General features: G+C 65.7%; 19 protein-coding genes. 12 read left to right on the forward strand and 7 right to left on the reverse strand.

Features of this window, described 5'->3' with window-relative positions; genetic code table 11:
• Positions 1–48 precede the first annotated feature (48 nt).
• Positions 49–933, forward strand: a complete 885-nt coding sequence (locus ACOYW5_RS16625) for a LysR family transcriptional regulator (RefSeq protein WP_423066006.1) — start codon at positions 49–51, stop codon at positions 931–933.
• A gap of 64 nt (positions 934–997) precedes the next feature.
• Here the strand turns inward: ACOYW5_RS16625 and lpdA are convergent, their stop codons facing one another.
• From lpdA to ACOYW5_RS16640, 3 genes are all read right to left on the reverse strand, one after another.
• Positions 998–2,404 carry a dihydrolipoyl dehydrogenase gene (gene lpdA, locus ACOYW5_RS16630; RefSeq protein WP_423066007.1) on the reverse strand — a complete coding sequence of 469 codons (1,407 nt, stop codon included), beginning with the start codon at positions 2,402–2,404 and terminating at the stop codon, positions 998–1,000.
• Positions 2,405–2,566: 162 nt separating this feature from the next.
• Positions 2,567–3,325 (reverse strand): SDR family oxidoreductase, encoded by a 759-nt coding sequence (locus ACOYW5_RS16635; protein ID WP_423066008.1) that lies wholly within the window; start codon positions 3,323–3,325, stop codon positions 2,567–2,569.
• Positions 3,326–3,385: 60 nt separating this feature from the next.
• Positions 3,386–3,868, reverse strand: coding sequence for a VOC family protein (locus ACOYW5_RS16640; RefSeq protein WP_423066009.1), 483 nt, complete (start codon positions 3,866–3,868; stop codon positions 3,386–3,388).
• Positions 3,869–3,993: 125 nt separating this feature from the next.
• Between ACOYW5_RS16640 and ACOYW5_RS16645 the strand changes: the two genes are divergently transcribed.
• The 11 genes from ACOYW5_RS16645 (at position 3,994) to ACOYW5_RS16695 (ending at position 21,099) form a co-directional block, all read left to right on the forward strand.
• Positions 3,994–6,162: a primosomal protein N' gene (locus tag ACOYW5_RS16645; RefSeq protein WP_423066010.1), complete on the forward strand. Its 2,169-nt coding sequence runs from the start codon at positions 3,994–3,996 to the stop codon at positions 6,160–6,162.
• A 260-nt stretch (positions 6,163–6,422) separates the two neighbouring features.
• Positions 6,423–6,983: a F0F1 ATP synthase subunit delta gene (locus ACOYW5_RS16650; protein WP_423066011.1), complete on the forward strand. Its 561-nt coding sequence runs from the start codon at positions 6,423–6,425 to the stop codon at positions 6,981–6,983.
• Positions 6,983–8,515, forward strand: a complete 1,533-nt coding sequence (atpA, locus tag ACOYW5_RS16655; protein WP_423066012.1) for a F0F1 ATP synthase subunit alpha — start codon at positions 6,983–6,985, stop codon at positions 8,513–8,515. Before ACOYW5_RS16650 ends, atpA begins: the two co-directional genes overlap by 1 nt.
• 56 nt (positions 8,516–8,571) lie before the next feature.
• On the forward strand, positions 8,572–9,447 hold the full coding sequence (locus ACOYW5_RS16660) for a F0F1 ATP synthase subunit gamma (protein WP_423066013.1): 876 nt from the start codon (positions 8,572–8,574) through the stop codon (positions 9,445–9,447).
• Positions 9,448–9,465: 18 nt separating this feature from the next.
• A complete protein-coding gene (gene atpD, locus ACOYW5_RS16665) occupies positions 9,466–11,007 on the forward strand; it encodes a F0F1 ATP synthase subunit beta (protein ID WP_423066014.1) in 1,542 nt (513 codons plus the stop codon).
• 65 nt (positions 11,008–11,072) lie between these two features.
• A complete protein-coding gene (locus ACOYW5_RS16670; RefSeq protein WP_423066015.1) occupies positions 11,073–11,495 on the forward strand; it encodes a F0F1 ATP synthase subunit epsilon in 423 nt (140 codons plus the stop codon).
• A gap of 361 nt (positions 11,496–11,856) precedes the next feature.
• Complete coding sequence (locus ACOYW5_RS16675) at positions 11,857–12,453, forward strand: hypothetical protein (protein WP_423066016.1); 597 nt, start codon at positions 11,857–11,859, stop codon at positions 12,451–12,453.
• A 16-nt stretch (positions 12,454–12,469) separates the two neighbouring features.
• The gene (locus ACOYW5_RS16680; protein WP_423066017.1) at positions 12,470–14,443 is read left to right on the forward strand and encodes a methyl-accepting chemotaxis protein; all 1,974 of its coding nucleotides are present in this window, start codon (positions 12,470–12,472) and stop codon (positions 14,441–14,443) included.
• A gap of 95 nt (positions 14,444–14,538) precedes the next feature.
• Positions 14,539–16,560: a methyl-accepting chemotaxis protein gene (locus ACOYW5_RS16685; RefSeq protein WP_423066018.1), complete on the forward strand. Its 2,022-nt coding sequence runs from the start codon at positions 14,539–14,541 to the stop codon at positions 16,558–16,560.
• A gap of 253 nt (positions 16,561–16,813) precedes the next feature.
• Positions 16,814–18,622, forward strand: coding sequence for a methyl-accepting chemotaxis protein (locus ACOYW5_RS16690; protein WP_423066019.1), 1,809 nt, complete (start codon positions 16,814–16,816; stop codon positions 18,620–18,622).
• 167 nt (positions 18,623–18,789) lie between these two features.
• Positions 18,790–21,099, forward strand: a complete 2,310-nt coding sequence (locus ACOYW5_RS16695) for a methyl-accepting chemotaxis protein (protein WP_423066020.1) — start codon at positions 18,790–18,792, stop codon at positions 21,097–21,099.
• Positions 21,100–21,142: 43 nt separating this feature from the next.
• Here the strand turns inward: ACOYW5_RS16695 and ACOYW5_RS16700 are convergent, their stop codons facing one another.
• The 4 genes from ACOYW5_RS16700 to ACOYW5_RS16715 form a co-directional block, all read right to left on the reverse strand.
• Complete coding sequence (locus ACOYW5_RS16700; RefSeq protein ID WP_423066021.1) at positions 21,143–21,832, reverse strand: aspartate/glutamate racemase family protein; 690 nt, start codon at positions 21,830–21,832, stop codon at positions 21,143–21,145.
• Positions 21,833–21,898: 66 nt separating this feature from the next.
• Complete coding sequence (locus tag ACOYW5_RS16705; RefSeq protein WP_423066022.1) at positions 21,899–22,423, reverse strand: RNA pyrophosphohydrolase; 525 nt, start codon at positions 22,421–22,423, stop codon at positions 21,899–21,901.
• A complete protein-coding gene (locus ACOYW5_RS16710; RefSeq protein ID WP_423066023.1) occupies positions 22,423–23,547 on the reverse strand; it encodes a divergent polysaccharide deacetylase family protein in 1,125 nt (374 codons plus the stop codon). Before ACOYW5_RS16710 ends, ACOYW5_RS16705 begins: the two co-directional genes overlap by 1 nt.
• 106 nt (positions 23,548–23,653) lie before the next feature.
• Positions 23,654–25,000 carry a S41 family peptidase gene (locus tag ACOYW5_RS16715; RefSeq protein WP_423066024.1) on the reverse strand — a complete coding sequence of 449 codons (1,347 nt, stop codon included), beginning with the start codon at positions 24,998–25,000 and terminating at the stop codon, positions 23,654–23,656.
• Between the last annotated feature and the right edge of the window lies 1 nt (position 25,001).

Consider the following 25,001-nt stretch of genomic DNA (forward strand, 5'->3'; position numbering starts at 1 on the left):
CTGGATGTGCGATAGAAGAACGATCAGCACGCATGTTTCATTTATGAAATGAAGATCGACTGGGACGACCTTCGGCTGTTTCTCACCGTGGCGCGGCTCGGCGGCCTGAGGGCGTCGGCGGAGGCGACGGGCACAAGTGCGCCAACCCTCGGCAGGCGGATCGCGGCACTCGAGAAACAGGTCGGGCAGGTGCTGTTCGTACGCTCGGTCGCGGGCTATGCGCTCACCGAGGCGGGCAGCGATCTGCTGGCGCGGGCCGAGGAAGTCGAGGCGGCGATGCGCGGGGTCGTGGGGTGGAGCGAGGGGACATCGTCAGGTCCGGTAGTGCGGCTCTCGGTCGGGGCGTGGATGGCGTCGTTCCTTGCCGACCGGATCGGCGAGCTATGGCAGGTCGAGGATAGGGCGCGACTGGAATTCGTCATCACGTTCGACGACGTGGATGTCGGGCGACGGGCCGCCGATATCGACCTCAGGATGCAGCGGCCGCTGGAGCCGAACCTTGCGCAGCGCAACCTTGGTCATGCGGCGCATGCAATCTACTCCGGCCGCAAGCGCATCAACGGGGTGGAAGCGGGGTTTTTCGTCGGGATGTCCGGGGATGCCGGTCGGACGCCGGCTGCGCGCTGGCTCGAGGCGCATCACGGCGACCGGATCGGCGTGCGCGCCAACGACGTGCAGGCCTGTCGGGACTTCGTCGCGGCGGGTGCCGGGTTGACGGTGCTGCCGTGCTTCATCGGTGATCGCGACAATCGACTGGCGCGGCTGGGCGCGCCGATTCCGGAACTCGGTTGCGAGCTGTGGCAGGTGACCCATGCCGACCGGCGGCATGAACTCCCGATCCGGCGGGTGAGCGCTCGGCTGGCGGAGGTGCTGATCGCCAGCGCGCCGCTGCTGCGGGGCGACACGCCCAGGGCGTGGGAGGCGTCTGCGTGACGCTAAAAGAAAACCCCCGCAGTCGCGGGGGTGATCGGTTGCTCACGCTGCCGGCGGTCGGCGACTAGATGTGGATCGCCCCATCGCCGCACATCAGGGCCGCTTCCTTCACGGCTTCCGAGAGCGTCGGGTGGGCGTGGGTGATGCGGCCGAGGTCTTCGGCGGAGCCGGAGAACTCCATCAGCACGGCGATCTCGTGGATCATCTCGCCGGCGTTCTTACTAATGATCTGGGCGCCGAGCACGCGGTCGGTAGTGACGTCGGCGAGGATCTTCACATAGCCCTGCGTCGCTAGCATCGCCTTGGCGCGGCCGTTGGCGGTGAAGGGGAACTTGCCGGTCTTGTACTCGATCCCGGCGGCCTTCAGCTCGTCCTCGGACTTGCCGATCCAGGCGACTTCCGGGCTCGTGTACATCACCGAGGGGATAGTGCCGTAGTTGATGTGCGGCTTCTGGCCGGCGATGATCTCGGCGACGGCATGGCCCTCGTCCATGGCTTTGTGTGCCAGCATCGGACCGGCGACGACGTCGCCGATAGCGTAGATGCCGGGGATGTTGGTCTTGAACTGCGCGTCGATGCGGACGCGGCCGCGCTCGTCGAGCGCCACGCCGGCGCCGTCGAGACCGAGGCCGTCGGTGAAGGGCTTGCGGCCGACGGCAACCAGCACCGCATCGGCTTCGGCCCAGGTGGCCTCGCCGCCGGCTGCCGGTTCGAGTTTGGCGCGCAGCGAACCGTCACCCTGCTTTTCGATGGCCGTGACCTTGGTCGAGAGCTTGAACTCCATGCCCTGCTTCTGCAGCGAGCGCTGCATCTGGCGGGCGGCCTCGCTGTCGAGACCGGGGAGGATCCGGTCGAGGAATTCCACCACCTGTATCTTGGCGCCGAGTCGGCCCCAGACCGAGCCGAGCTCGAGCCCGATGATGCCGCCACCGATGACGAGGAGGCGCTTGGGCACTTCCTGGAAGGCGAGGGCGCCGGTCGAGGAGACGACCTTGTTCTCGTCGATAGTGATGCCGGGCAGGCTGACCGGAACCGAACCGGTAGCGATGATGATGTTCTTGCTCTCGATCGTCGTCGGTGCGCCGCTGTCCGGCGTCACAAGCACCTTGCCGGCGGCCGGGATCGAGCCTGAGCCGCGGAAGGTGGTGATCTTGTTCTTCTTGAACAGGAATTCGATGCCGCCGACATTGGCGACGACGGTATCGTCCTTGTGCTGCAGCATCTGCTTCAGGTTCAGCTGCGGCGTCACGTCGATGCCGAACTGGCGGAACTGGTGGCCGGCTTCCTCGAACAGCTCCGAGGCGTGCAGCAGGGCTTTGCTCGGAATGCAGCCGATGTTGAGGCAGGTGCCGCCGAAGGTCGGCCATTTCTCGACCACGGCCACTTTCATCCCGAGCTGCGCCGCGCGGATCGCCGCCACATAGCCGCCGGGGCCGCTGCCGATTACCGTGAGGTCGAAAGTGTCCGCCATGATGTCTCCGAGAAGCTCCGTTCGGCGCCGTGGGAGGCGCTCAGCGCTGCCGATATAAGGCTGACAAACGGGTTAGACTACCCGGCTTTCGGTGGAAACCCCGTAGCTGCCACGAGGCATGCGAAATCCGCATGAATTGTAGGTCGTCGACGGCGGTGTGCGTCACGGAACGAGAGCCCGTCCTCCGGTTACGGCTAGCGTCGTGCCGGTGACGTAGGCGGCATCGTCGGACAATAGCCACATGATCGAGCGCGCGACTTCCTCCGCCGTGCCGGCGCGGCCGACGGGGATGCTGGAGGCGAGCTTTTTCGCTCGATCCGGCTCGCCGCCCTGGGCGTGGAAATCGGTATCAATGATGCCGGGACGCACGCCATTGACCCGGATGCCTTCGCCGGCGACTTCGAGGGCGAGGCCGAGGGTGAACGTGTCGATGGCGCCCTTCGACGTAGCGTAGTCGAGATAGGAGCCAGCGGCACCGAGCTTGGCGGCGGCGGAACTGAGATTGACGATGCCACCACCGGATCCGCCGTGTTTCGTCGACATGCGGCGGACAGCGGCGGCGGAGCAGAGCAGGGTACCGAGTACATTGACGCGCAGGACCTCGGCAATCCGCTCTGCCGGCATGGCGTCGAGGCGCGAGACTGGCGCGATCATGCCGGCATTGTTGACGAGGGCCTTGAGCGGCCCCATGCGGTCGGCGGCCAGGAAGATGTGCTCGATGTCTTCCTCGCGTCCGACATCACCTCGCACCGCTACGGCCTCGCCGCCGGTCGCGTGGATGGTGGCGCAGACGGCTTCGGCGGCGGCGACATTGCCGAGATAGTTCACGACGACGCCGTAGCCTCGCGCAGCCGCGAGCTTGGCGACTGCCGCGCCGATGCCCCGGCTGCCGCCGGTGACGACAAGGACCTGTTCGGCCATGATTTTCCTCCCATTAGGCCGAAACTACACGGGAGGAGCGTTGGTCGATAGAGGCGCTGGTCAGGTGCGCAGTGCCTGGGCCAGCGAGTGCTGCACATATTCCATCGGCGCCGACCAGTTCGGATCGGTCCAGCGCTGCTGCATCTCTGCCTCCGAGACGTCCTCGACATGCTGCTGCAGCCACCAGATATTGCCGAGCGGATCGCGGACGCGCGCGACGCGATCGCCGAAAGCCAGCAGCGTGGGCTTGGTGACCTCAACGGCCCCGGCCCCGATCGCCTTGGCGAAGGCAACACGGGCGTCGGGCAGGTACAGCCGGATGAAGGCCGGTTGCGGCGCGACGCCCTCCGGCGCGTCGAAGGCCATCACCACGGCGTCGCCGATCCGAATCTCCGCGTGCTCTACGGCGCCGGCGTCGTTCTTCATTCGCGCGAGTTCCTCGCCATCGAAGGCGGCCGTGATGAAGTCGAACAGCCGCCCGGTATCGGAGGAGATGATCCACGGCGTCACGGTGGTATAGCCGGCGGGAATCGTGTGGGGCATGGCAAAGCTCCTTCATGCTGACCGGTCGAGATTGCGCTGGGGCTGCTGACACAACGCGTCAGCAGCCCGCCGGTCGCAATTGCCGCTTGCAATTGTAGCCCCTAGCGTGAACAAAGCGGGCACAGATGGCAGAGCTTCCGGACATCGTGGCGGTGATGGTGAGCGTATCGGTCGATGGGCCGTACAGCTATCGCGTGCCATATGGGATGAGCGTCGAGCGCGGCTCGATCGTCGCCGTGCCGCTGGTCGGGCGGCTGACACTCGGCGTCGTCTGGGGCGTGCCCAAGGACAATTACGCCCATAACCGGCTCAAGGACATCGCGCAGATTTACGATGTGCCGCCGCTGTCGGAAGAGCTGCTGAAGACGATCGACTGGGTGTCGAAATACACCCTCGCGCCGCCGGGCCTGGTGCTGCGGTCGGTGCTGCGCTCGACCGAGGCGCTTGAGCCGGAGCGGACGATTTTGGCGTTTCGCGCGACCGGGGCGGCGCCGGACAAGCTGACCAAGTCGCGCGAAAAGGTGCTTGAGCTGCTGATGGACGGCGAGGCCTGGGCCAAGTCGGCGATCGTCGGCGCCGCCGGGGTTTCCGCTTCGGTGATCGAGGGGCTGGAGAAGGCGGGGGCGATCGAGCGAACCGAGCGACTGCCGCCACCGGTAGCGCTGCCGCCGAACCCCGACGCCGATCCGCCAGTATTGAGCGGGGAGCAGGCGGTGGCGCTGGCGCAGATTCGCGAGCTGCTGGTCGACCAGTTCGGCGTGGCGCTGCTCGATGGCGTCACCGGCGGGGGCAAGACCGAAGTGTTCTTCGAGGCGGTGGCCGATACCCTCCGCGCCGGGCGTCAGGCATTGGTTCTGCTGCCCGAGATCGCGCTGACATCGACCTTTGTGCAGCGCTTCACCAAGCGCTTCGGCACGCGGCCGGCCGAATGGCATTCGGACATGACGCCGGCGCAACGGACGCGGACCTGGCGCTCCGTGCTGAACGGCGACGTGCGCGTGGTGCTGGGCGCGCGCTCGGCATTGTTCCTGCCGTTTCGCGAACTGGGACTGATCGTCCTCGACGAGGAGCATGACGGGGCGTTCAAGCAGTCGGACGGGGTCAACTACCATGCCCGCGACATGGCGGTGGTGCGGGCCAAGTTTGCCGAGGCGCGGGTGATCCTGTCGTCGGCGACGCCGTCGGTCGAGAGCCGGAACAACGCCAATATCGGGCGCTACAAGCACGTGCTGCTGACCGCGCGTTTCGCCGATGCGGGCATGCCCGACATCACGGCGATCGACATGCGCGAGGAGCCGCCGGAGAAGGGGCAGTGGATCGCGCCGCAGCTGGCGCGCGAAGTGTTCGCGACGCTCGACCGAGGTGAGCAGGCGCTGCTGTTTCTCAACCGACGGGGGTACGCGCCGCTGACGCTCTGCAAGTCGTGCGGGCACCAGTACCAATGTCCGGATTGTTCGGCCTGGCTGGTCGAGCACCGCTTCCGCGGCGTGCTGATGTGCCATCACTGCGGCTTCACCATGCGGACGCCGAAAGTCTGCACCGAATGCGGCACCGACGATTCGCTGACCCCGATCGGGCCGGGGATCGAGCGCGTGGCCGAGGAAGCGGCGGCGCGCTTTCCGGGCGCGCGGATGGTGGTGCTGTCGTCGGACATGGGCTCGAACCACGAGCTCAAGCAGCGCTTCGACGAGATCGAGCGCGGCGAGCACGATCTGATCATCGGCACGCAGCTCGTCGCCAAGGGGCACCATTTCGAGAAGCTGACGCTGGTCGGCGTGCTCGACGCGGACCTCGGGCTCGATCGCGGCGATCCGCGCGCGGCGGAGCGGACGTTCCAGATTCTCACCCAGGTCACCGGCCGCGCCGGGCGGGCCAACCGGACCGGCAAGGCCTTCCTCCAGACCTATCATCCGAGCCATCCCGTAATGCAGGCAATGGTGAAGGGCGACCGGGAGGCGTTCTACCGGCATGAGCTGCTGGCGCGCGAGGCGGGTCAGCTACCGCCGTTCGGGCGGCTCGCTGCATTGATCGTCTCGGCCAACGAGCAGGCGGTAGCGTTCGCCTTCGCCAAACAGCTGCTGTCGGCGGCGCCGATGGCGGATGGGTTGAAACTGTTCGGCCCGGCGGACGCACCGATCTCGATGATCCGCGGTCGCCACCGGGTGCGTCTCCTGGCCCAATCGGGCAAGGATTTCGACCTCTCGGGCTATGTCCGGTTCTGGCTCGATCAGGGCCCGAAAGTCACCGGCAACCTGCGTGTCCAGGTCGATATCGATCCGCAGAGTTTTCTTTAGTCACGGTGGTTCCAAGCCCACGCGGCGGGTGGGACAGTCGACGTCGAACACGGCAATGGCCGTCCACCCTTTTCCCCTGCGACAAATCTCCCAGAAAGACTCGTGTCCCGGTGCCTTGCGATGCCCAACATCGCATGTTAGAGGGGGCGCGAATTCCGGGGGCCTTCGGCCTTTTCCGGGTAACAATCATAAGCGACAGCAGCCTCCGGCGACCTTAACTGGCCGGAACAAGGGTTGCGCAGCACGAGGGTGACGGGGCATTGGCAGCGCAGGATTCAGTGCTTTCCCAGATCGCGCGGCCATATGCGTCGGCGCTCTTCGATCTCGCCAAGGCCGACAATTCGGTCGCCGCAGTCGAGCAGGGGCTGGACAAGCTCACTGCTCTTGCCAGTGAAAACCAGGATTTTGCGCGGTTCCTCCGCTCCCCGGTGATCAACACCGAGGAAAAGGCGCAGGCCATGCATGCGCTGCTCGAAAAGGCCAAGGCGCACACGACCGTCGGCAATTTCGTCAAGGTCGTTGCCCGCAACGGGCGCCTGTTCGCGCTGCCGGCGATCGTCGCGGCGTTCAAGGAACGCGCAGCCGGCCATCGCGGTGAAGTTGCCGCCGATGTGACCTCCGCCGCGCCGCTGACGGCCGCGCAGGTCAAGTCGCTGGCCGATACCCTCAAAGCGAAGATCGGCAAGTCGGTCACGCTTACCCAACACGTCGATCCCAGCCTGATCGGTGGCCTCGTGGTCAAGGTCGGCAGCCAGATGATCGACTCATCACTCAAAACCAAGCTCACGGCGATGAAGATCGCGATGAAAGAGGTCGGATAATGGATATCAAAGCTGCGGAAATCTCTGCGATCCTCAAGGAGCAGATTCAGAATTTCGGCCAGGAAGCCGAGGTGTCCGAAGTCGGCCAGGTGCTGTCCGTCGGTGACGGTATCGCCCGCGTCTACGGCCTCGACAACGTGCAGGCCGGTGAGCTCGTCGAGTTCCCGGGCGGCATCAAGGGCATGGCCCTGAACCTCGAAACCGACAATGTTGGCGTCGTGCTGTTCGGCAATGACCGCGGCATCAAGGAAGGCGACGTCGCCAAGCGTACCGGCGCCATCGTCGATACACCGGTGGGCAAGGAGCTGCTCGGCCGCGTGGTCGACGCGCTCGGCAACCCTATCGACGGCAAGGGCCCGCTGAAGGCTAAGGAGCGCCGCCGCGTCGACGTGAAGGCCCCGGGCATCCTGCCGCGTAAGTCGGTGCATGAGCCGATGTCGACCGGCCTCAAGGCCATCGATGCGCTGATCCCGATCGGCCGCGGCCAGCGCGAGCTGATCATTGGCGACCGCCAGACCGGCAAGACCGCCGTCATTCTCGACACCTTCCTCAACCAGAAGCCGGCGCACGCGGCCAACGCGCCCGAGAGCGAGAAGCTCTACTGTATCTACGTCGCCGTCGGCCAGAAGCGCTCGACCGTAGCGCAGTTCGTCAAGGTGCTGGAAGACGCCGGCGCCATGGAATACTCGATCGTCGTCGCGGCGACCGCTTCCGATCCGGCGCCGATGCAGTTCCTCGCGCCGATGACCGGCGCCGCCATCGGCGAGTATTTCCGCGACAACGGCATGCACGCCGTGATCGCCTTCGACGATCTCACCAAGCAGGCCGTTGCCTACCGCCAGATGTCGCTGTTGCTGCGCCGTCCGCCGGGCCGCGAGGCCTATCCGGGCGACGTGTTCTACCTGCACTCGCGCCTGCTCGAGCGCGCTGCCAAGCTCAACGAAGAGCACGGTTCGGGTTCGCTCACCGCGCTCCCCGTCATCGAGACGCAGGCCAACGACGTGTCGGCCTACATCCCGACCAACGTGATTTCGATCACCGACGGCCAGATCTTCCTCGAGACGAACCTCTTCTTCCAGGGCATCCGTCCGGCCGTGAACGTCGGTATCTCGGTTTCCCGCGTGGGTGGCAACGCCCAGATCAAGGCGATGAAGCAGGTTGCCGGCTCGCTCAAGGGTGAGCTGTCGCAGTACCGCGAAATGGCCGCCTTCGCGCAGTTTGGTTCGGACCTCGATGCCGCGACCCAGCGCCTGCTCAACCGCGGCGCGCGCCTCACCGAACTCCTGAAGCAGCCGCAGTTCGCGCCGCTGAAGCCGGAAGAGGAAGTGGCCGTGATCTTCGCCGGTGGCCAGGGCTACCTCGACGACCTGCCGGTCAACAAGGTCGGCGAGTTCGAAGCGGGCCTCTTGAGCGCTCTCCGTTCGAAGAACGCCGATGTACTCAACGCGATCGCCAAGGAGAAGGCGCTGTCGGATGACCTCCGCGCCAAGCTCAAGGCTGCCATCGACGCTTTCAAGAAGACGTTCTCGTAAGCCCTTAGGATTGGGCGGGGTCCCGCGGGGCCTCGCAACAGGAGTAGAGCGGCCCGATGCCCTCGCTAAAGGACCTCAAGAACCGGATCGCCTCGGTCAAATCGACCCAGAAGATCACCAAGGCCATGCAGATGGTCGCGGCGGCCAAGCTCCGTCGCGCCCAGGATGCGGCCGTAGCGGCGCGTCCGTATGCCGAACGCATGGGCAACGTGCTGGCCGCACTCGGCGCAGCCTATGCCGGTCGCCAGGACGCTCCGGCGCTGCTCGCCGGCAACGGTCGTGATCAGGTGCACCTGCTCGTCGTCGCGACGGGCGAGCGTGGTCTCGCCGGCGGCTTCAACTCCTCGATCGCCCGTCTCGCTCGCGAAACGGCGCTGCGGCTGATCGGCGAAGGCAAGACGGTGAAGATCCTCACCGTCGGCCGCAAGGGCAACGACATCCTGAAGCGCACGCTCGGCGACAAGATCATCGAGACGATCTCGTTCCGCGAAGTGCGCCAGATCGGCTACGTCAACGCCGCGCAGGTGGGCGAGAAGATCCTCGCCATGTACGCGGCGGGCGAGTTCGACGTCGCAACGCTGTTCTACGCCCGCTTCAAGTCGGTGATCAGCCAGATCCCGACCGCGCAGCAGCTGATCCCCGCCAAGTTCGACGCGGCGACAGCCTCGGTTGACACGCTCAACTACGAATACGAGCCGGACGAGGAAGCGATCCTCGCCGATCTCTTGCCGCGCAATATCTCGGTGCAGGTGTTCCGCGCGCTGCTTGAGAACAACGCGTCGTTCTTCGGTGCGCAGATGAGCGCCATGGACAACGCCACGCGCAATGCCGGCGAGATGATCAAGAAGCTGACGCTGAACTACAACCGTCAGCGCCAGGCGCAGATCACCAAAGAACTCATCGAAATCATTTCGGGCGCGGAAGCGCTCTAAGCAGGAACGAGGTAACAGATGGCACGCGCAGCAACTGCAGCAAAAGCCCCGGCGACCGAGAAGGCTCCCGTCGCCAAGAAGGCCCCGGCCCGCAAGGCCGCTTCGAGCACTCCCGCCATTGTCACCGAGGGCAAGGTCACCGGTAAGGTGTCGCAGGTCATCGGCGCCGTGGTCGACGTGGTGTTCGACGGTCACCTGCCGGCGATCCTGAACGCGCTCGAGACCGAGAACAACGGCAGCCGCCTCGTGCTCGAGGTTGCGCAGCACCTCGGCGAGAACGCCGTGCGCACCATCGCGATGGATACGACCGAAGGTCTGGTTCGTGGCGCCATCGTGGTCGATACCGGCGGTTCGATCTCGGTGCCGGTCGGCGACGAGACGCTCGGCCGCATCATGAACGTGATCGGCGAGCCCGTGGACGAAGCCGGCCCGGTGGTCACCAAGACCCGCCGCGGCATCCACCAGGATGCGCCGAGCTTCACCGAGCAGGCATCGGAAGCCCAGATTCTCGTCACCGGCATCAAGGTCGTGGACCTCATCGCCCCCTACGCACGTGGCGGCAAGATCGGCCTCTTCGGCGGGGCCGGCGTGGGCAAGACCGTGCTGATCCAGGAACTGATCAACAACGTCGCCAAGGCCCACGGTGGTTACTCGGTGTTCGCCGGCGTCGGCGAGCGCACCCGCGAGGGTAACGACCTCTACCACGAAATGATCGAATCGGGCGTGAACAAGGACCCGCATGAGAACAACGGCTCGACCGCCGGTTCGAAGTGCGCCTTGGTGTTCGGCCAGATGAACGAGCCCCCGGGGGCCCGTGCCCGCGTGGCTCTGTCGGGCCTCACCGTCGCCGAGCACTTCCGCGACCAGGGCCAGGACGTGCTGTTCTTCGTGGACAACATCTTCCGCTTCACCCAGGCGGGCGCCGAAATGTCGGCTCTGCTCGGCCGTATTCCCTCGGCCGTGGGTTACCAGCCCACGCTCGCCACCGACATGGGCGCGCTACAGGAACGCATCACCACCACCGACAAGGGCTCGATCACCTCGGTGCAGGCCATCTACGTGCCCGCCGACGACCTGACCGACCCGGCTCCGGCGACCTCGTTCGCGCACCTCGACTCGACGACGACGCTGAACCGCGCCATCTCCGAGAAGGGCATCTACCCGGCCGTGGATCCGCTGGACTCCACCTCGCGCATGCTGTCGGCGAACATCGTTGGCGAAGAGCACTACAACACGGCGCGCGAAGTGCAGCAGATCCTGCAGCGCTACAAGGCGCTCCAGGACATCATTGCGATCCTGGGCATGGACGAGCTCTCGGAAGAGGACAAGCTCACCGTGGCCCGCGCCCGCAAGGTCGAGCGCTTCATGAGCCAGCCGTTCCACGTGGCCGAGGCCTTCACCGGTACGCCGGGCGTGTTCGTGCAGCTCGAAGACACCATCAAGGGGTTCCGTGACCTCGTCGATGGCAAGTACGACCACCTACCGGAAGCCGCCTTCTACATGGTCGGCACCATGGAAGACGCGGTCAAGAAGGCCCAGAAGCTCGCGGCTGCGGCCTAAGCTTCACGACCCCATCCGGGCTCGCCCCTACAGGGCGGGCTCCGTTCCGATCCAGAGGCAGGACAATGGCTGAAGGCACCAAACTCGAGATCGTCTCGCCTGAAAAGCTGCTGCTTTCGGAGACGGTGAAGTCGGTCACCGTGCCGGGCACCGACGGCTACTTCACCGTTCTGGGCGACCACGCGCCGTTCATGACCACGATGAAGCCGGGCTTCGTCACGGTGGTGAACAATGCCGGCATCAGCCATGTCTACTATGTGCGCGGCGGCTTCGCCGACGTCTCGCCCGAGGGCCTGACGATCCTCGCAGAGGAAGCGCAGGACATCGCCGAGTTCGACAAGGCCAAGATCGAGGGCCTGATCGCTGCGGGCCTCACCGCCCAGCAGGCGGCCTCGACCGCCGACGACGAGATGCGGCTCCAGGAAGAGATCGACGGCTGGCGCAACCTGCTGCTCGATGCTTCCGTCGGAACCGGCACTGCGCACTGACGCGGACTGCAGATACTGAATTCAGACGGGCGTCCCTTTGGGCGCCCGTTTTGCTTTGGGTGGCCGCAACGACACCATCCGATGAGAGGGAGGTTGAGCGCGCTCCTCCAAAATCTGACTCCCCATGTCCTAAATTCGTGTCCAGAAGCTATTCACGATCCTTTAAGGCAAACTGCGTAATTCTCCATATCGGGAATGCAGATACCGAAGACGATTTGCGCCGCGGCCGGACGACCGCAGTGCTCGGGGGGAACTGCTTCCAAAAGTGAAACCCGGACCACAGCTTTCGACACGGCTCGCGAAGCGAGCCGTAGCACGCACTCGCTCGGCCCCAGGCCGCTCTCCAGAAGGAAAGACCACGATGACCCGCAACCTGCTCAAATTGACGACCGCGATCCTGTTGGGGATGAGCACGCTCGGCCTTATGGCCCCGAGCCTCGCGCAGGACAATGAATTCGCCGAGCCGCTGACGGCGCTGGCCCAGGGCAAGTTGCGCGAGATCGCCCAGAACCCCGTCCTCGTCGCAGCCATCTCGGCGCAGAATCAGGTTTCGGCCGGCTACGACGCCGCCAAGATCGACGAGCTCGACAAGCAGTGGCGTGCTGAGGTCGATGCTGCGTCCAAGCCGATGATCGATGCGACGCTCGGCAATGAGGCCTCGAAGTACCTTGCCGGCGTCCAGGCCGAGAGCGCCGGCCTGTTCACCGAGATCTTCGCGACCGATGCAATGGGGCTCAATGCTGCGCAGTCGACCGTCACGTCGGACTACTGGCAGGGCGACGAAGACAAGTTCACGCTGAGCTTCGGCGCGGGCGCCGACGCGGTGGCCCTGGGCGAGGTCGAGCAGGACGAGTCGACCCAGACGTTCCAAAGCCAGGTTTCGATCACCATCACCGACCCTGCCACCGGCGCCCCCATCGGGTCGATTACGGCAGGCGTCGACCTGTCGATGCTCTAGCGCGGGGAGGCCGACGATGGCGATACGCATCAATCTCGCCCCGGCGATTCTGGTCCCCATGGCGGCAACGCTGCTGGGGGTCGTCGGCCTGACCATGTTCCTCAGTTCGCTGAGCAACCTGCAAAGCGTCGAGAACACGCTGAGCGGTCAGCAGGACAAGATGATCGCGGTGCTGGCGGAGCAGTTTGCCGGCAGCATCCGGTTCGCCAAGCTCGAGCCGGTCAGCGAAGCGCTGGCAGGCTACGAAGCGGACTCGGACTTCGGGCTGGTCGGTGCGAGCGCGGTGGATGCGCAGGGCACGTCGCTGCTGCTGTTCGGCGCCGACCCGGCGCGGTCCGAGCTTGCAGCCGCTGCAGCCGCTGAGGCGGTGACCGGAGCCAAGTTGGTGTCGCGGGTTGCGGACGGCGTGCACTATGCAGCCTTTCCCGCCTATTTTGGCAAGGAACATGCGCTGATCGGCGGCTTCGCCATGGCATGGGACCTGACGGTCCATCGTGACGATATCCTGTCGCAGCAGGCGGTCAATGGACTGATCGGGATTGGTATCGCCGCTGCAGCCATCGCATCGCTGGGGCTGTTCCTGATGCGTCACGTCACGGCGCCGATGACGCGGCTGACGCGTGCTGCCTCGGCGCTGGCGGAGGGTAACCTCGAGGTGTCGGTGGACGGCGCAGGGCGACGTGACGAGCTGGGCGACATGGCCCGCGCCGTCGAGGTGTTCCGGGCAAACTCGCTCAAGGTGCGGGAGATGACCGACGCGGACGTCCAGCGGGTTCTCGCCGACGAGGAGAGACGCCGTAAGATGATGCAGGAGCTGCAGGGCTCGTTCGGCGCCGTCGTCGGCGCAGCCGTCGCCGGCGATTTCTCGGCGCGCGTCGCCTCGGACTTCGCCGATGCCGAGCTGAACGGCCTGGCGGGGTCGGTTAACCTTCTGCTCGAGACCATGGACCGGTCGATTGGCGAGACGGGCTCGGTCCTTGCCGCGCTGGCAGGAGCCGACCTCAGCCGGCGCATCGAGGGCGAGTATCAGGGCGAGTTCGCCCGGCTCAAGGACAATACCAACACCGTCGCTGAGAAGCTGACCGGTATCATCGGCCAGCTCAAGAAGACCTCGTTCGATCTGAAGACCGCCACCGGCGAAATCCTCTCGGGTGCCAATGACCTATCCGAGCGCACAACCAAGCAGGCGGCGACGATCGAAGAGACCTCGGCGGCAATGGAGCAGCTGGCGACTACCGTGCTCGCCAATGCGCAGCGGGCTGCCGGCGCTTCGGACAATGCCGGGCAGGTGACCCTCGTGGCCGAAGAGGGCGGGGCGGTGATGCTCAGCGCCAACGATGCGATGGGGCGGATCACCGAGAGCTCGGCCAAGATTTCGAACATCATCGGGCTGATCGACGATATCGCCTTCCAGACTAACCTCCTCGCGCTCAACGCCTCGGTCGAAGCGGCGCGGGCCGGCGATGCCGGCAAGGGTTTTGCCGTGGTCGCGGTGGAAGTGCGGCGGTTGGCGCAATCGGCAGCGAGTGCGTCGTCCGAGGTCAAGGCGCTGATCGAGCAGTCGTCGGGCGAGGTGCGGACCGGCTCCAAGCTCGTCGCCGACGCGGCGGCAAAGCTCGAGGCCATGCTGGTCGCGGTACGTGGCAATCGCGAATTGCTCGAGGGCATTGCCCGTGACAGTCGCGAGCAGGCTTCGGCCATCGAGGAGGTCAATACGGCCGTCCGGCAGATGGACGAGATGACCCAGCACAATGCGGCACTGGTGGAAGAGACCAATGCAGCGATCGAACAGACGGAATCGCAGGCCAGCGAACTCGACCGGATTGTTGCAGTGTTCACGCTCGGGGCGCAGGCGGAGGTCGTGCCGGGGCCCGACATCGTGCAGCCCAAGGGGATCAAGGCGATCCAGCAGAAGGTCGCGGCTGCCGCGAAGACTTATCTCAGCCGCGGCAACACCGCGATCAAGTCCGACGAATGGGCGGAATTCTGAACCAGGCCTCACTTGGCAACTGCGCATTAACCATAAGCGCCTAAGCGTTGCCTATCGGGTCGGTCGGTGGCGCGCAGAGAACCAGGAGGTTCGAGATGGCGTTCGGGTTGGGTCATTTGCGCAAGATGCTCGGCAAGGGCATCCCCACGAGGGTCGTGGTCGTTGCACTGGGCGTGGTGATCGTTCTCATCGGCGGCATCTATTCGGCGATGACCTTCATGGTGTCGCAGAGCTTCCAGGAGGCCTCGCGCGGGTCGGGAGCGATGATGAGTTCGCTACGGCACCACATGACGGCGGATATGCTGCATGACGGGCTGCGCGGCGTGGTCTATCGCGCCATGTATTCCGGCATCACCTATAATACCGACGGCGTTGCCGAGGGTAAGGCCGAGATCGCCGAATACGGCGACGCCATGCGGGAAGCGGTTATGGCGCAGGCCGGCCTCAACGTTCCGCAATCGGTGATTGAAGCTGCCGCATCGGTAACCGAGCCGCTCAATGCCTACCTCGCTTCGGCCGAGCACGTCGTCGGCGCCGTCGCCGATGGCAATTTGGGCGGAGCAAAGGCGGAGTTGCCCGCCTTTAACGACGCATTCAAGGCACTCGAAGGCAAGATGAGCGCGGTATCCGATGCGATCGAGGCATCGAACGCCGAACTCATGGGGCACGCCGAGCAGACCGCCCACCTGAGCGACATCGCAAGTCTGGTCGGTCTGGGCATGATCATCCTTCTCGCAGCCGCGACGCTGATCTTCTCCAACATCCTGTTTCTCAAGCCGCTGGCCGGCATGACGACGGGCTTCAAGCGGCTGTCTGCCGGTGACCTTGAGGTCGAAGCGAAGCATGGCGGCATCGTTACCGAGATGGCGATGCTCGGCGACGTGCTGGCGGATTTCCGCGCCGCTCTCGTCGGCCGGGCCCAGATGACGGCGCAGAGCGACGCCGCGGCCGCCGAGGAACGCGTGCGGACCGAGCGCGGCAACGAGCTGGGCGCGTTGCTCACCCAGTACACCGGTGCCGCCATGCGCGGCGACTTCACCGGACGGCTTCCGATGTTCGGCGATCCGAGCCTCGATGGCATCGCCCAGGTGTTCAACGGGCTGTTCGAAACCGTCGAGCGCGGCCTCACCGAGACAGGCGGCGTGCTCACCGCGCTGGCCAACACCGACCTGACACAACGCGTGGAGGGCGACTACGAGGGTGCTTTCCTGCGTCTCAAGGACGACACCAACGCCGTCGGCGACCGGCTGACCGAGGTGGTGACGAAGTTGCGCGCCACGTCGCGCGGGCTGAAGACGGCGACGGGCGAAATCCTCTCCGGCGCTAACGACCTCAGCGAACGCACCACCAAGCAGGCGGCGACAATCGAAGAGACGTCGGCGGCAATGGAGCAACTGGCTGCCACCGTCACCGAGAATGCCAAGCGCGCCGAGTCGGCCAGTACCAATGCGGCCGACGTGTCGAAGACGGCCGAGCAGGGCGGCGAGGTGATGCGCGCGGCGACCGAGGCGATGGAGCGAATCACCCAGTCGTCGTCCAAGATCTCCAACATCATCGGGCTGATCGACGATATCGCCTTCCAGACCAACCTCCTCGCGCTGAACGCCTCGGTCGAAGCGGCGCGAGCCGGCGATGCCGGCAAGGGGTTTGCGGTGGTTGCGGTGGAAGTGCGGCGGCTGGCGCAATCGGCGGCCAGCGCCTCGTCTGAGGTCAAGGCACTGATCGAACAGTCGGGTACGGAAGTGGCGGGCGGATCGCGCCTTGTGGCGGAAGCGGCGGGCAAGCTCGGCGCCATGCTCGAGGGCGCGCGCACCAATTACGGTCTCCTGCAGGGCATCGCCAGCGAGAGCCGGGCGCAGGCCTCTTCGATCGAGGAGGTCAATGTGGCGGTGCGTACGCTCGACGAGATGACCCAGCACAATGCGGCGCTGGTCGAGGAGACCAATGCCGCGATCGAGCAGACTGAGGCACGCGCGGCCGAGCTTGACCGGATCGTCGATGTCTTCACCGTCGAGGGTGGGGCGGCGGCTGCTCCAGTTGCCGGCAGGGCCGGCGCCCGGCAGGTGTACCTGGCACAGGGCAACGCCGCGATCAGCACCGACTGGAACGAGTTCTAGGGAACTCATCGCCTCTGTTCGTTGCCAGGGCGCCTGCGGGCGCCCTTTCCATTCCCGCAACGAAAAACCTGATCCCATATCCCGGGAGTACGCGTCTCTGCTTATGCGGGTCGTAACTGTTCACGGATGCGTGGGCAGGAAAGTAATGGTGTACCGCGCGTTAATGCGCATGCCGGGATTGGGGGTTCTGCAAGCGGCGCGGTGCGATTTTTGCGCGGTTAGTTCGCAGAAGCGATTTTGGGGGCAGAAAGCCATGGGACGTTCTATTTTTGCCGGCCTTGCCGGCGGTACGCATTCTGAAGATCGCGGCAAGGTCGATGCCATCAACCGCAGCCAGGCGGTGATCGAGTTCAAGCTCGACGGCACGATCATTGCGGCCAACGCCAATTTCGTTGGCGCCGTGGGTTACACGCTCGAGGAGATCCAGGGTAAGCACCACCGCATGTTCGTCGATCCCGAGCTTGCGGGCTCGGCGGAATATGCGGAGTTCTGGCGCGCGCTGGGCGCCGGGCAGTTCCAGTCGGGCGAGTATCGCCGGTTCGGCAAAGGTGGCCGGGAGATCTGGCTGCAGGCGACCTATAACCCGATCCTCGACAAGGCGGGCAAGCCCGTCAAAGTCATCAAGTTTGCCTCCGATATCACCGAGCAGAAGAACCGGTCGGCCGATCTTGCCGGGCAGGTCGCCGCGATCAGCCGGGCGCAGGCGGTGATCGAGTTCAAACTCGACGGGACGATCGTTACGGCCAACGAGAACTTCCTCAACACGCTGGGCTACCGGCTCGACGAGATCCAGGGCCGGCATCACCGCATGTTCGTCGAACCGGGCTATGGCGCCAGTGCCGAATACGAGCAGTTCTGGGCGCGGCTGCGTGGCGGCGAGTTCATCGCAGCCGAGTTCAAGCGCGTCGGCAAGGGCGGCAAGGAGGTCTGGATCATGGCCTCGTACAACCCGGTGTTCGATGCGGCCGGCAGGCCGGTGAAGGTGGTGAAATTTGCCGCCGACATCACCGAGCGCAAGCGCAGCGAGGCGATCATCGACCTGCTCAAAACCTCGCTGGCGCGCATGGCGGAAGGCGACCTGGGCGGGCGGGTGGATACCCCGTTCACCGGCCAGTACGAAGGCTTGCGCATGGCGTTCAACTCCTCGCTCGAGCGGATCACCCAGATCGTCACGTCGCTACAGACCACGTCGCGGGCGCTGAAGACGGCAACCGGCGAGATACTGTCTGGGGCCAACGATCTGAGCGAGCGCACCACCAGGCAGGCGGCGACGATCGAGGAGACGTCGGCCTCGATGGAAGAACTGGCGGCAACCGTGGCCGAGAATGCGACGCGCGCCGCCGAAGCCTCGAATAAGGCGCAGGAAGTGAGCCGCACGGCGACCGACGGCGGCGCCGTGATGGAGAAGGCCACCGCGGCGATGGAGCGGATCACCTCGTCGTCGGGCAAGATCTCCAACATTATCGGCATGATCGACGACATCGCCTTCCAGACCAACCTCTTGGCACTCAACGCCTCGGTCGAGGCCGCCCGGGCCGGCGATGCCGGCAAGGGATTTGCCGTGGTTGCGGTGGAGGTGCGCCGGCTGGCGCAGTCGGCAGCCAGCGCCTCGAGCGAGGTGAAGGCACTGATCGAGCAGTCGGGCACCGAAGTTGCGGGGGGATCCAAATTGGTCTCCGAAGCTGCGAGCAAGCTCAACGCAATGCTGGAAACGGCACGCGAGAGCTCGAGCCTGATCGAGGCCATCGCCGATGCCAGCAAGGAGCAGGCGGCGGCGATCGAGGAAGTCAGCTCAGCGGTGCGGGTACTCGACGAGATGACCCAGCAGAACGCAGCGCTGGTCGAACAGACCAATGCAGCAATCGAGCAGACGGAGGGCCAGGCGAACGAACTCGACCGGATCGTCGATGTGTTCTCGATCGATGGCGAGGCCGACATGGCGATGCCGGACACGGGTAAGCCCGGCTCGGTGCGGGGGCTGCAGCAAAAGGTCAAGGTGGCGGCCAAGAGCTATCTGAGCAACGGCAACGCCGCCGTGGCGCAGGACTGGGCGGAGTTCTAGTGGACGAGTAACTCCTGCCGGAGCCCGGCTGCCGGAAGGTAGCCGGGCTTTCCGTTGGTTGGTTGGCTGCACAAACTTTTGGCAGGGCGACGGCGTGGTTAGCCGTTCTTTAACGGCCGGCCACGTTCTATGCCGTAGAACATTTTTCGGCAGGAGCCGTCGCCCGCATGCGCATCCGTTCTTTGTCCCTCAAGGTGGCACTGTTGGGGGGCGCCGCGTTGGCGGCGGTCTTCGCAGTCGGCATGACTGTCCTGGTGCAGCAGGTCGGCAGCACCATCGCAACGCAGACGCGGGAGCTGCAGTCCCAGACCACCAGCGGCATCGCCAACGAAGTCTCGGCCGAGTTGCTGAAGGGTGAGCGCGCTGCCGAGGGGATCGTGTCGGCGCTCGAGGGGCTGCATGCGGCCGGAATCAAGGATCGCGCCGTCTATGACGCGACGATCCGGCAGTTCCTCGAAAAGAACACAAACCTGATCGGCACCTGGTCGGGCTGGGAGCCCAACGCGCTCGACGGCAACGACGCTGCGGCGGTCGGCAAGCCCGGCACGGATGCCTCGGGTCGCTACATCCCGTACTGGAACCGGGGCTCGGGGCAGATCGTGCTCGAGCCGCTGACCGGCTACGACCAGCCGGGCACGGGCGACTATTATCTGAAGCCCAAGGAACTGGGCCGTGTCGTCGCGATCGAGCCCTATCGCTACACCATTGCCGGCAAGGACATGCTGATCATGTCGTTCGGCCAGCCGATCAAGGCCGGCGACACCTATCTCGGCACCGGCGGCGTCGACCTGGCACTCGACGACATCAACCAGCGCATCGCCGAGATCAAGCCGTTCGGCACCGGCAGCATCACCATCGTGTCGGCGACCGGTATCGTCGTCGCCCATCCCGATCCGGCGATGATCGGCAAGATGCTCGATCCGGCCGATCCGGTGAGCGCGGTATTCACCAGTGCACTGGCCGACAATGTGGCGACTGACGCCGGTACGACGGGTGCCGATGGCACGGCGCTGCGACAGACGGCGATGCCGTTCAATGTCGCGGGCACCGAAGATCGTTGGGTCGTGGTCGCCTCGGTGCCGGTGGCGACGCTCGAAGCCGCTGTCACGGAAGGCCGTAACACCATCCTCGCACTCTCGGCGATCTGCGTGCTCGTCGCCTGCGGCATACTGTTCCTCCTGATCCGCGCCTTTGTCGGCGGGCCGCTCGGGGCGATGAGCCGTACGGTCACCACCATGGCCGAGGGCAACTACGACGTGACCGTCGCCGGTACGGCGCGCGTCGATGAGATGGGCAGCCTCGCCCGCGCCGTCGAAGTGTTCCGCCAGAACGGCAAGCAGGTCGCGGCGATGACCGAAGCGGAAGCCGTGCGCATCATTCGCGACCAGGACGCGCGGGCCCAAATGATGGCCGAGCTGCAGCGCGCCTTCGGCGACGTGGTCGATGCGGCCATCGAGGGCGACTTTTCGCGCCGGGTCGCGGCGGAGTTCCCGGATCAGGAGCTCAATGCGCTCGCCGGCAGCGTCAACTCGCTGGTCGGAACTGTCGATCGCGGGCTGAGCGAGACCGGTGAAGTGCTGGCAGCGCTGGCGCAGACCGACCTCACCCTGCGCGTCCATGGCCAATATGGCGGTGCCTTCGCGCGATTGAAGAACGACACCAATGCCGTGGCCGAGCGCCTGACCGAGATCGTCGGCCAGCTCAAGCAGACCTCGCGCGGGCTGAAGACGGCGACGGGCGAAATCCTGTCGGGCGCCAATGATCTCAGCGAACGCACCACCAAGCAGGCAGCGACGATCGAGGAGACCTCGGCGGCGATGGAGCAACTGGCGACGACCGTCGGCTCGAACGCTCAGAACGCCTTCCAGGCCAGCGAGGCGGCCGGGCACGTTACGGCCGCGGCCGAGCAGGGCGGTGCCGTCATGCAGCAGGCCAACGCGGCGATGGAGCGGATCACCAGTTCGTCGTCGAAGATCTCCAACATTATCGGGATGATCGACGACATTGCCTTCCAGACGAACCTGTTGGCGCTCAACGCCTCGGTCGAGGCGGCACGGGCGGGCGATGCCGGCAAGGGCTTTGCGGTGGTCGCGGTGGAAGTGCGGCGGCTGGCGCAGTCGGCGGCCAGCGCATCGTCCGAGGTGAAGGCGCTGATCGAGCAGTCAGGCGCCGAGGTCAATTCCGGCTCGCGGCTGGTGGCCGAGGCGGCGGAAAAGCTCGAGGCGATCCTCGGCGCAGCACGGTCGTCGAACCAGCTGATGGAACGGATCGCCCGCGACAGCCAGGAGCAGGCAGCGGCGATCGAAGAGGTCAACACCGCGGTCCGCCAGATGGACGAGATGACCCAGCACAACGCCGCGCTGGTCGAAGAGACCAATGCGGCGATCGAGCAGACCGAGGCGCAGGCCAGTGAGCTCGACCGGATCGTCGATGTGTTCCAGGTGGATGGGGCAGCGGGGATGCAGCGGGCGGCTTAGGCCGCCAAGATATCGCCGATGCAGACGGCCCCCTCGCTATCAGTCAGTCTGCCAGAGCCGCCGCCACCAGTGCCTTGGCGTGCAAATCCGTCGTGTCATAGGTCGGCAGCGGGCTGACGCTGTCGTCGATCAGCATGCAGATCTCGGTGCAGCCGAGGATCACCGCTTCGGCGCCGCGGCCGGCGAGCCGGGTGATGGCGTCGACATAGGTGCGGCGCGATTCCTCGCGCACGATGCCGAGGCACAGCTCTTCGTAGATGATGCCGTTGAGGTTGGTGATGCCGACATCGGGCACCAGCACCTCAAGCCCACGCGCCTCCAGCCCCTCGATATAGAAGCGCTTCTCCATGGTGAAGCGCGTGCCGAGCAGGCCGACCTTCCCGATGCCGTCGGCAAGCAGCGCATCCGCCGTGGGCTGCGAGATGTGGACGAAGGGCACGCCGAGCGCCGCGACGATCTGCGGCGCGCAGATATGCATGGTGTTGGTGGCGAGACCGATGACGCCGGCGCCCTGCGCTTCGAGCGAGCGGGCGATGCCGGCGAGGATGGCACCGGCGCCGTCCCAGTCACCAGCACGCTGCATCTGTTCGATCGGGGCGAAGTCGACCGAGTGCACGATCACCGGCGCCGAGTGCAGGCCGCCGAGGCGGGCGGCGGTCTCGCGGTTGAGGATGGTGTAGTAGTGGGCGGTCGATTCCCAGCTCATGCCGCCGATGAGGCCGATGGTTTTCATGGGATTGGTTTGGCGTGGATTGGGGAGGGAGGCAAGGGGTTGGCCGTCTGCCTCAGTCGGGCAAACTCAGCCCCGTACCCCAGCCGGCACGTGCGCGAACGTCTTCACCACCTCGAGATACGCCTGCCGCTTGAACGGCACGATCAGGTCGGGGAGCTTCGTCAGCTCCTCCCAGCGCCATTTGTCGAACTCGGCGGGGTGGGCACCGCCGCCGGGTGAGGTGACGTTGATCTCGCTGTCATTGCCAGTGAAGCGGAAGGCGAACCAGCGCTGGCGCTGCCCGCGGTATTTTCCCTTGAGGGCGATACCCAGCGCCTCGTCGGGCAGGTCGTAATAGATCCACTCGGGCGCTTCGGCGATCAACTCGGCGGTCTGGATCGAGGTTTCCTCGAACAGCTCGCGCCAGGCCGCTTCGACCGGCGTCTCGCCCTTGTCGATGCCGCCCTGCGGCATCTGCCAGGGGGAATCGTTGACCGTCACGTGCTCGGGATTGCCTTCGGGCTTGCGGCGGCCGGCGAAGACCAGCCCCTGAGCGTTGAACACAGCGACGCCCACGCAATCGCGGTACGGCATTTCCTCGCGCTTGGGCATCAATTGGCTCCCATCAGAGCGCTCGCGGGGACGATCTCGATGTCCTTGTCGGCGAGCTTTGCCGCCCAGTCGGTAACGGCTTCGATGGAGACCGGCAAGGCCGAAACGATGCCGATGGCGGAGCCCGATTGCTTCGCCTTTTTCTCGAGCTCAGCCAGCGCCTTCATGATCGGTTCGCGCGCTGGATTGGCATCGACCATGGCGTCGACGCGGGCGAAGGGCACGCGGTTGGCCTGCGCCAGCTGCGGCGCCAGTGAGCGGTTGGAGGAGCCGTCGTCGATATAGCCGAGGCCGCGCGCGCCGAGCTCCTCCATCACCGGGCCGAAATCGGCGCCCGAGGCGGTGAAGCGCGCGCCCATGTTGTTGATGATGCCGGCATAGCCCGAGAAGCTGCTCATGATGTTGAACAGCTTCTGCAGGTTGTCGCGCGGCGCCTGGCCGGTGAGCAGGGTGTCCGGGCCAGGATCGTTGTCGGGATAGTCGAAGGGTTCGAGCGGCACTTCGAGGAAGACCTCGTGGCCCGAGGCGCGCGCCACGCTGACGGTGCGGTCGAGCGTCTTGCCATAGGGTGCGAAGGAGAGGGTCACCTCCTCAGGCAGCTTGTCGATAGCTTCGAGCGTGCCCTCCTGGTTGAGGCCGAGACCCGAGACGACAATGGCTATGCGGGGCTTGCCGCTGCCCGAGACGGCCGGGCGCGAATAGGCCGCGAAAGGCGTGACGCCAGTGCTCGACATGCGCGGGATGGCGCCGAACTCGGTTTCCTCGACGAGGTCCGGATCAGTCGCAGCGGGATCGATCGCGGCGATGTCCACGGAAGCGTCGCCGATTGGCACCCCGGCCGGGAACATCTCGGGATCGGCGGAAATGGTGACTTCGCTCGGACCGGTGACGGCTCCCGCGACGCTGTTGGCGCTGGTCGAGGCGATGGCCACGCTGGCGGCGGGCCGGCCACCTTCGGGATCATCGATCAGCATGACGCGGGCGGCGACGCCGACGGCGATCAGCGCGACGAGGCCGAGGGCGATGCGGGTGACGGGGATGTGCCTCGGGCCATGGCTAGAAGCGTCGCCGGCCTTATCCTTGCGGGCGCCACGGCGGGTCAGGGGGGCGCTGAGGTCGGTCATCGCGGAGGGTGCCTGTTCCCGGAATCAAACAGGGCGGCGAATCGGCCGCCCTGTCCTCATCCATTGTGTGACCGGCAAAGGGTAACGAAGCGTTAACCCTGATTGGTCAGCCGGCCGCCTTGGGCGGGAAGGCCGCGTTGGTCTCGGTGCCTTCGATCAGCTTGATGGCGAACTGCAGCTGGTTGTCCTTGTCGGCCTCGGCCGGGACATAGACCGACGAGCCGACGGTGGCCTTCTCCTCGGTGCCGCCGCCGATTTCGCCGGGAAGCGCAGCTTCGCCGATGATCTCGTCGCGGCCCTTGAATTCGTCCGGCACGTCCTGGGTGATGACGATGTCGGGCTGGATGCCGGAGGCCTGGATGGAGCGGTTGTTCGGCGTGTAGTAGCGGGCGGTGGTCAGGCGCATGGCACCGTCGGCGCCGAGCGGGATGATCGACTGCACCGAACCCTTGCCGAAGGAGCGCGTGCCGACGAGCGTCGCGCGCTTGTGGTCCTGCAGCGCGCCAGCGACGATTTCGGCCGCCGAGGCCGAGCCGCCATTGATCAAGACGATCAGCGGAACGGCGGCGAGCTTTTCGTCGAGCGCGTCGGGCCGGGCGTCGTAGCGCGAGCTTTCGCTCTCGATACGGCCGCGGGTCAGGACCACCGCGCCCTGGTGGAGGAACGCATCGGACACCGACACAGCCTGGTCGACGAGACCGCCCGGGTTGTTGCGCAGGTCGAGAATGATGCCCTTGGGGGCCTTGCCGAGCTGCTTGTAGGCATCGTCGAGCGCCTTCTGGATGCCCGGGAAGGCCTGCTCGGAGAAGCGGGCGAGGCGGACGACGGCGACGTCGCCCTGCATGGTGAGGCGGGCGGCGCGGGTCGCGATGATGTCGCGGGTTAGCTCGAAGTTCAGCGGCTCCGTAACGCCCTCGCGGACGACGGTCACCTTGATCTTGCTACCGACCGGGCCGCGCATCTTCTCGACCGCCTGGTCGAGGGTGAGGCCCTGAATCTGCACGCCATCGAGTTCGACGATGAAGTCGCCGGCGAGAATGCCGGCCTTGGCGGCGGGGGTGTCATCGATGGGGGAGACGACCTTGATCACGCCCTCTTCCATCTGCACTTCGATGCCGAGGCCGCCGAACTGGCCGGTGGTGTCTTCCTGGACGTCCGAATATTCGACCGGTTCCATGTAGCTCGAGTGCGGATCGAGCGAGGTCAGCATGCCCTGCAGCGCGGCGTGGATGAGTTTGCGCTCATCGGGGGCCTCGACATACTCGGCGCGGATGCGGTCGAACACCTCACCGAAGAGATCGAGGTCGGAATAGACCTCGTCGGAGCTGCGCGGACCGCTCACCGGCGCGGCGGGTGTCGTCGTTTGATCCTGCGCAATCAGCGGGGCACAGGCCAGGCCGAGGGTGAACACTGCGGCCATCGTAGCAACAATGCGGAGGGGCGTCAGGCGCATA

Origin of the sequence: Devosia sp. CN2-171 (assembly GCF_049354815.1) — a bacterium.
Classification (GTDB): Bacteria; Pseudomonadota; Alphaproteobacteria; order Rhizobiales; family Devosiaceae; genus Devosia_A.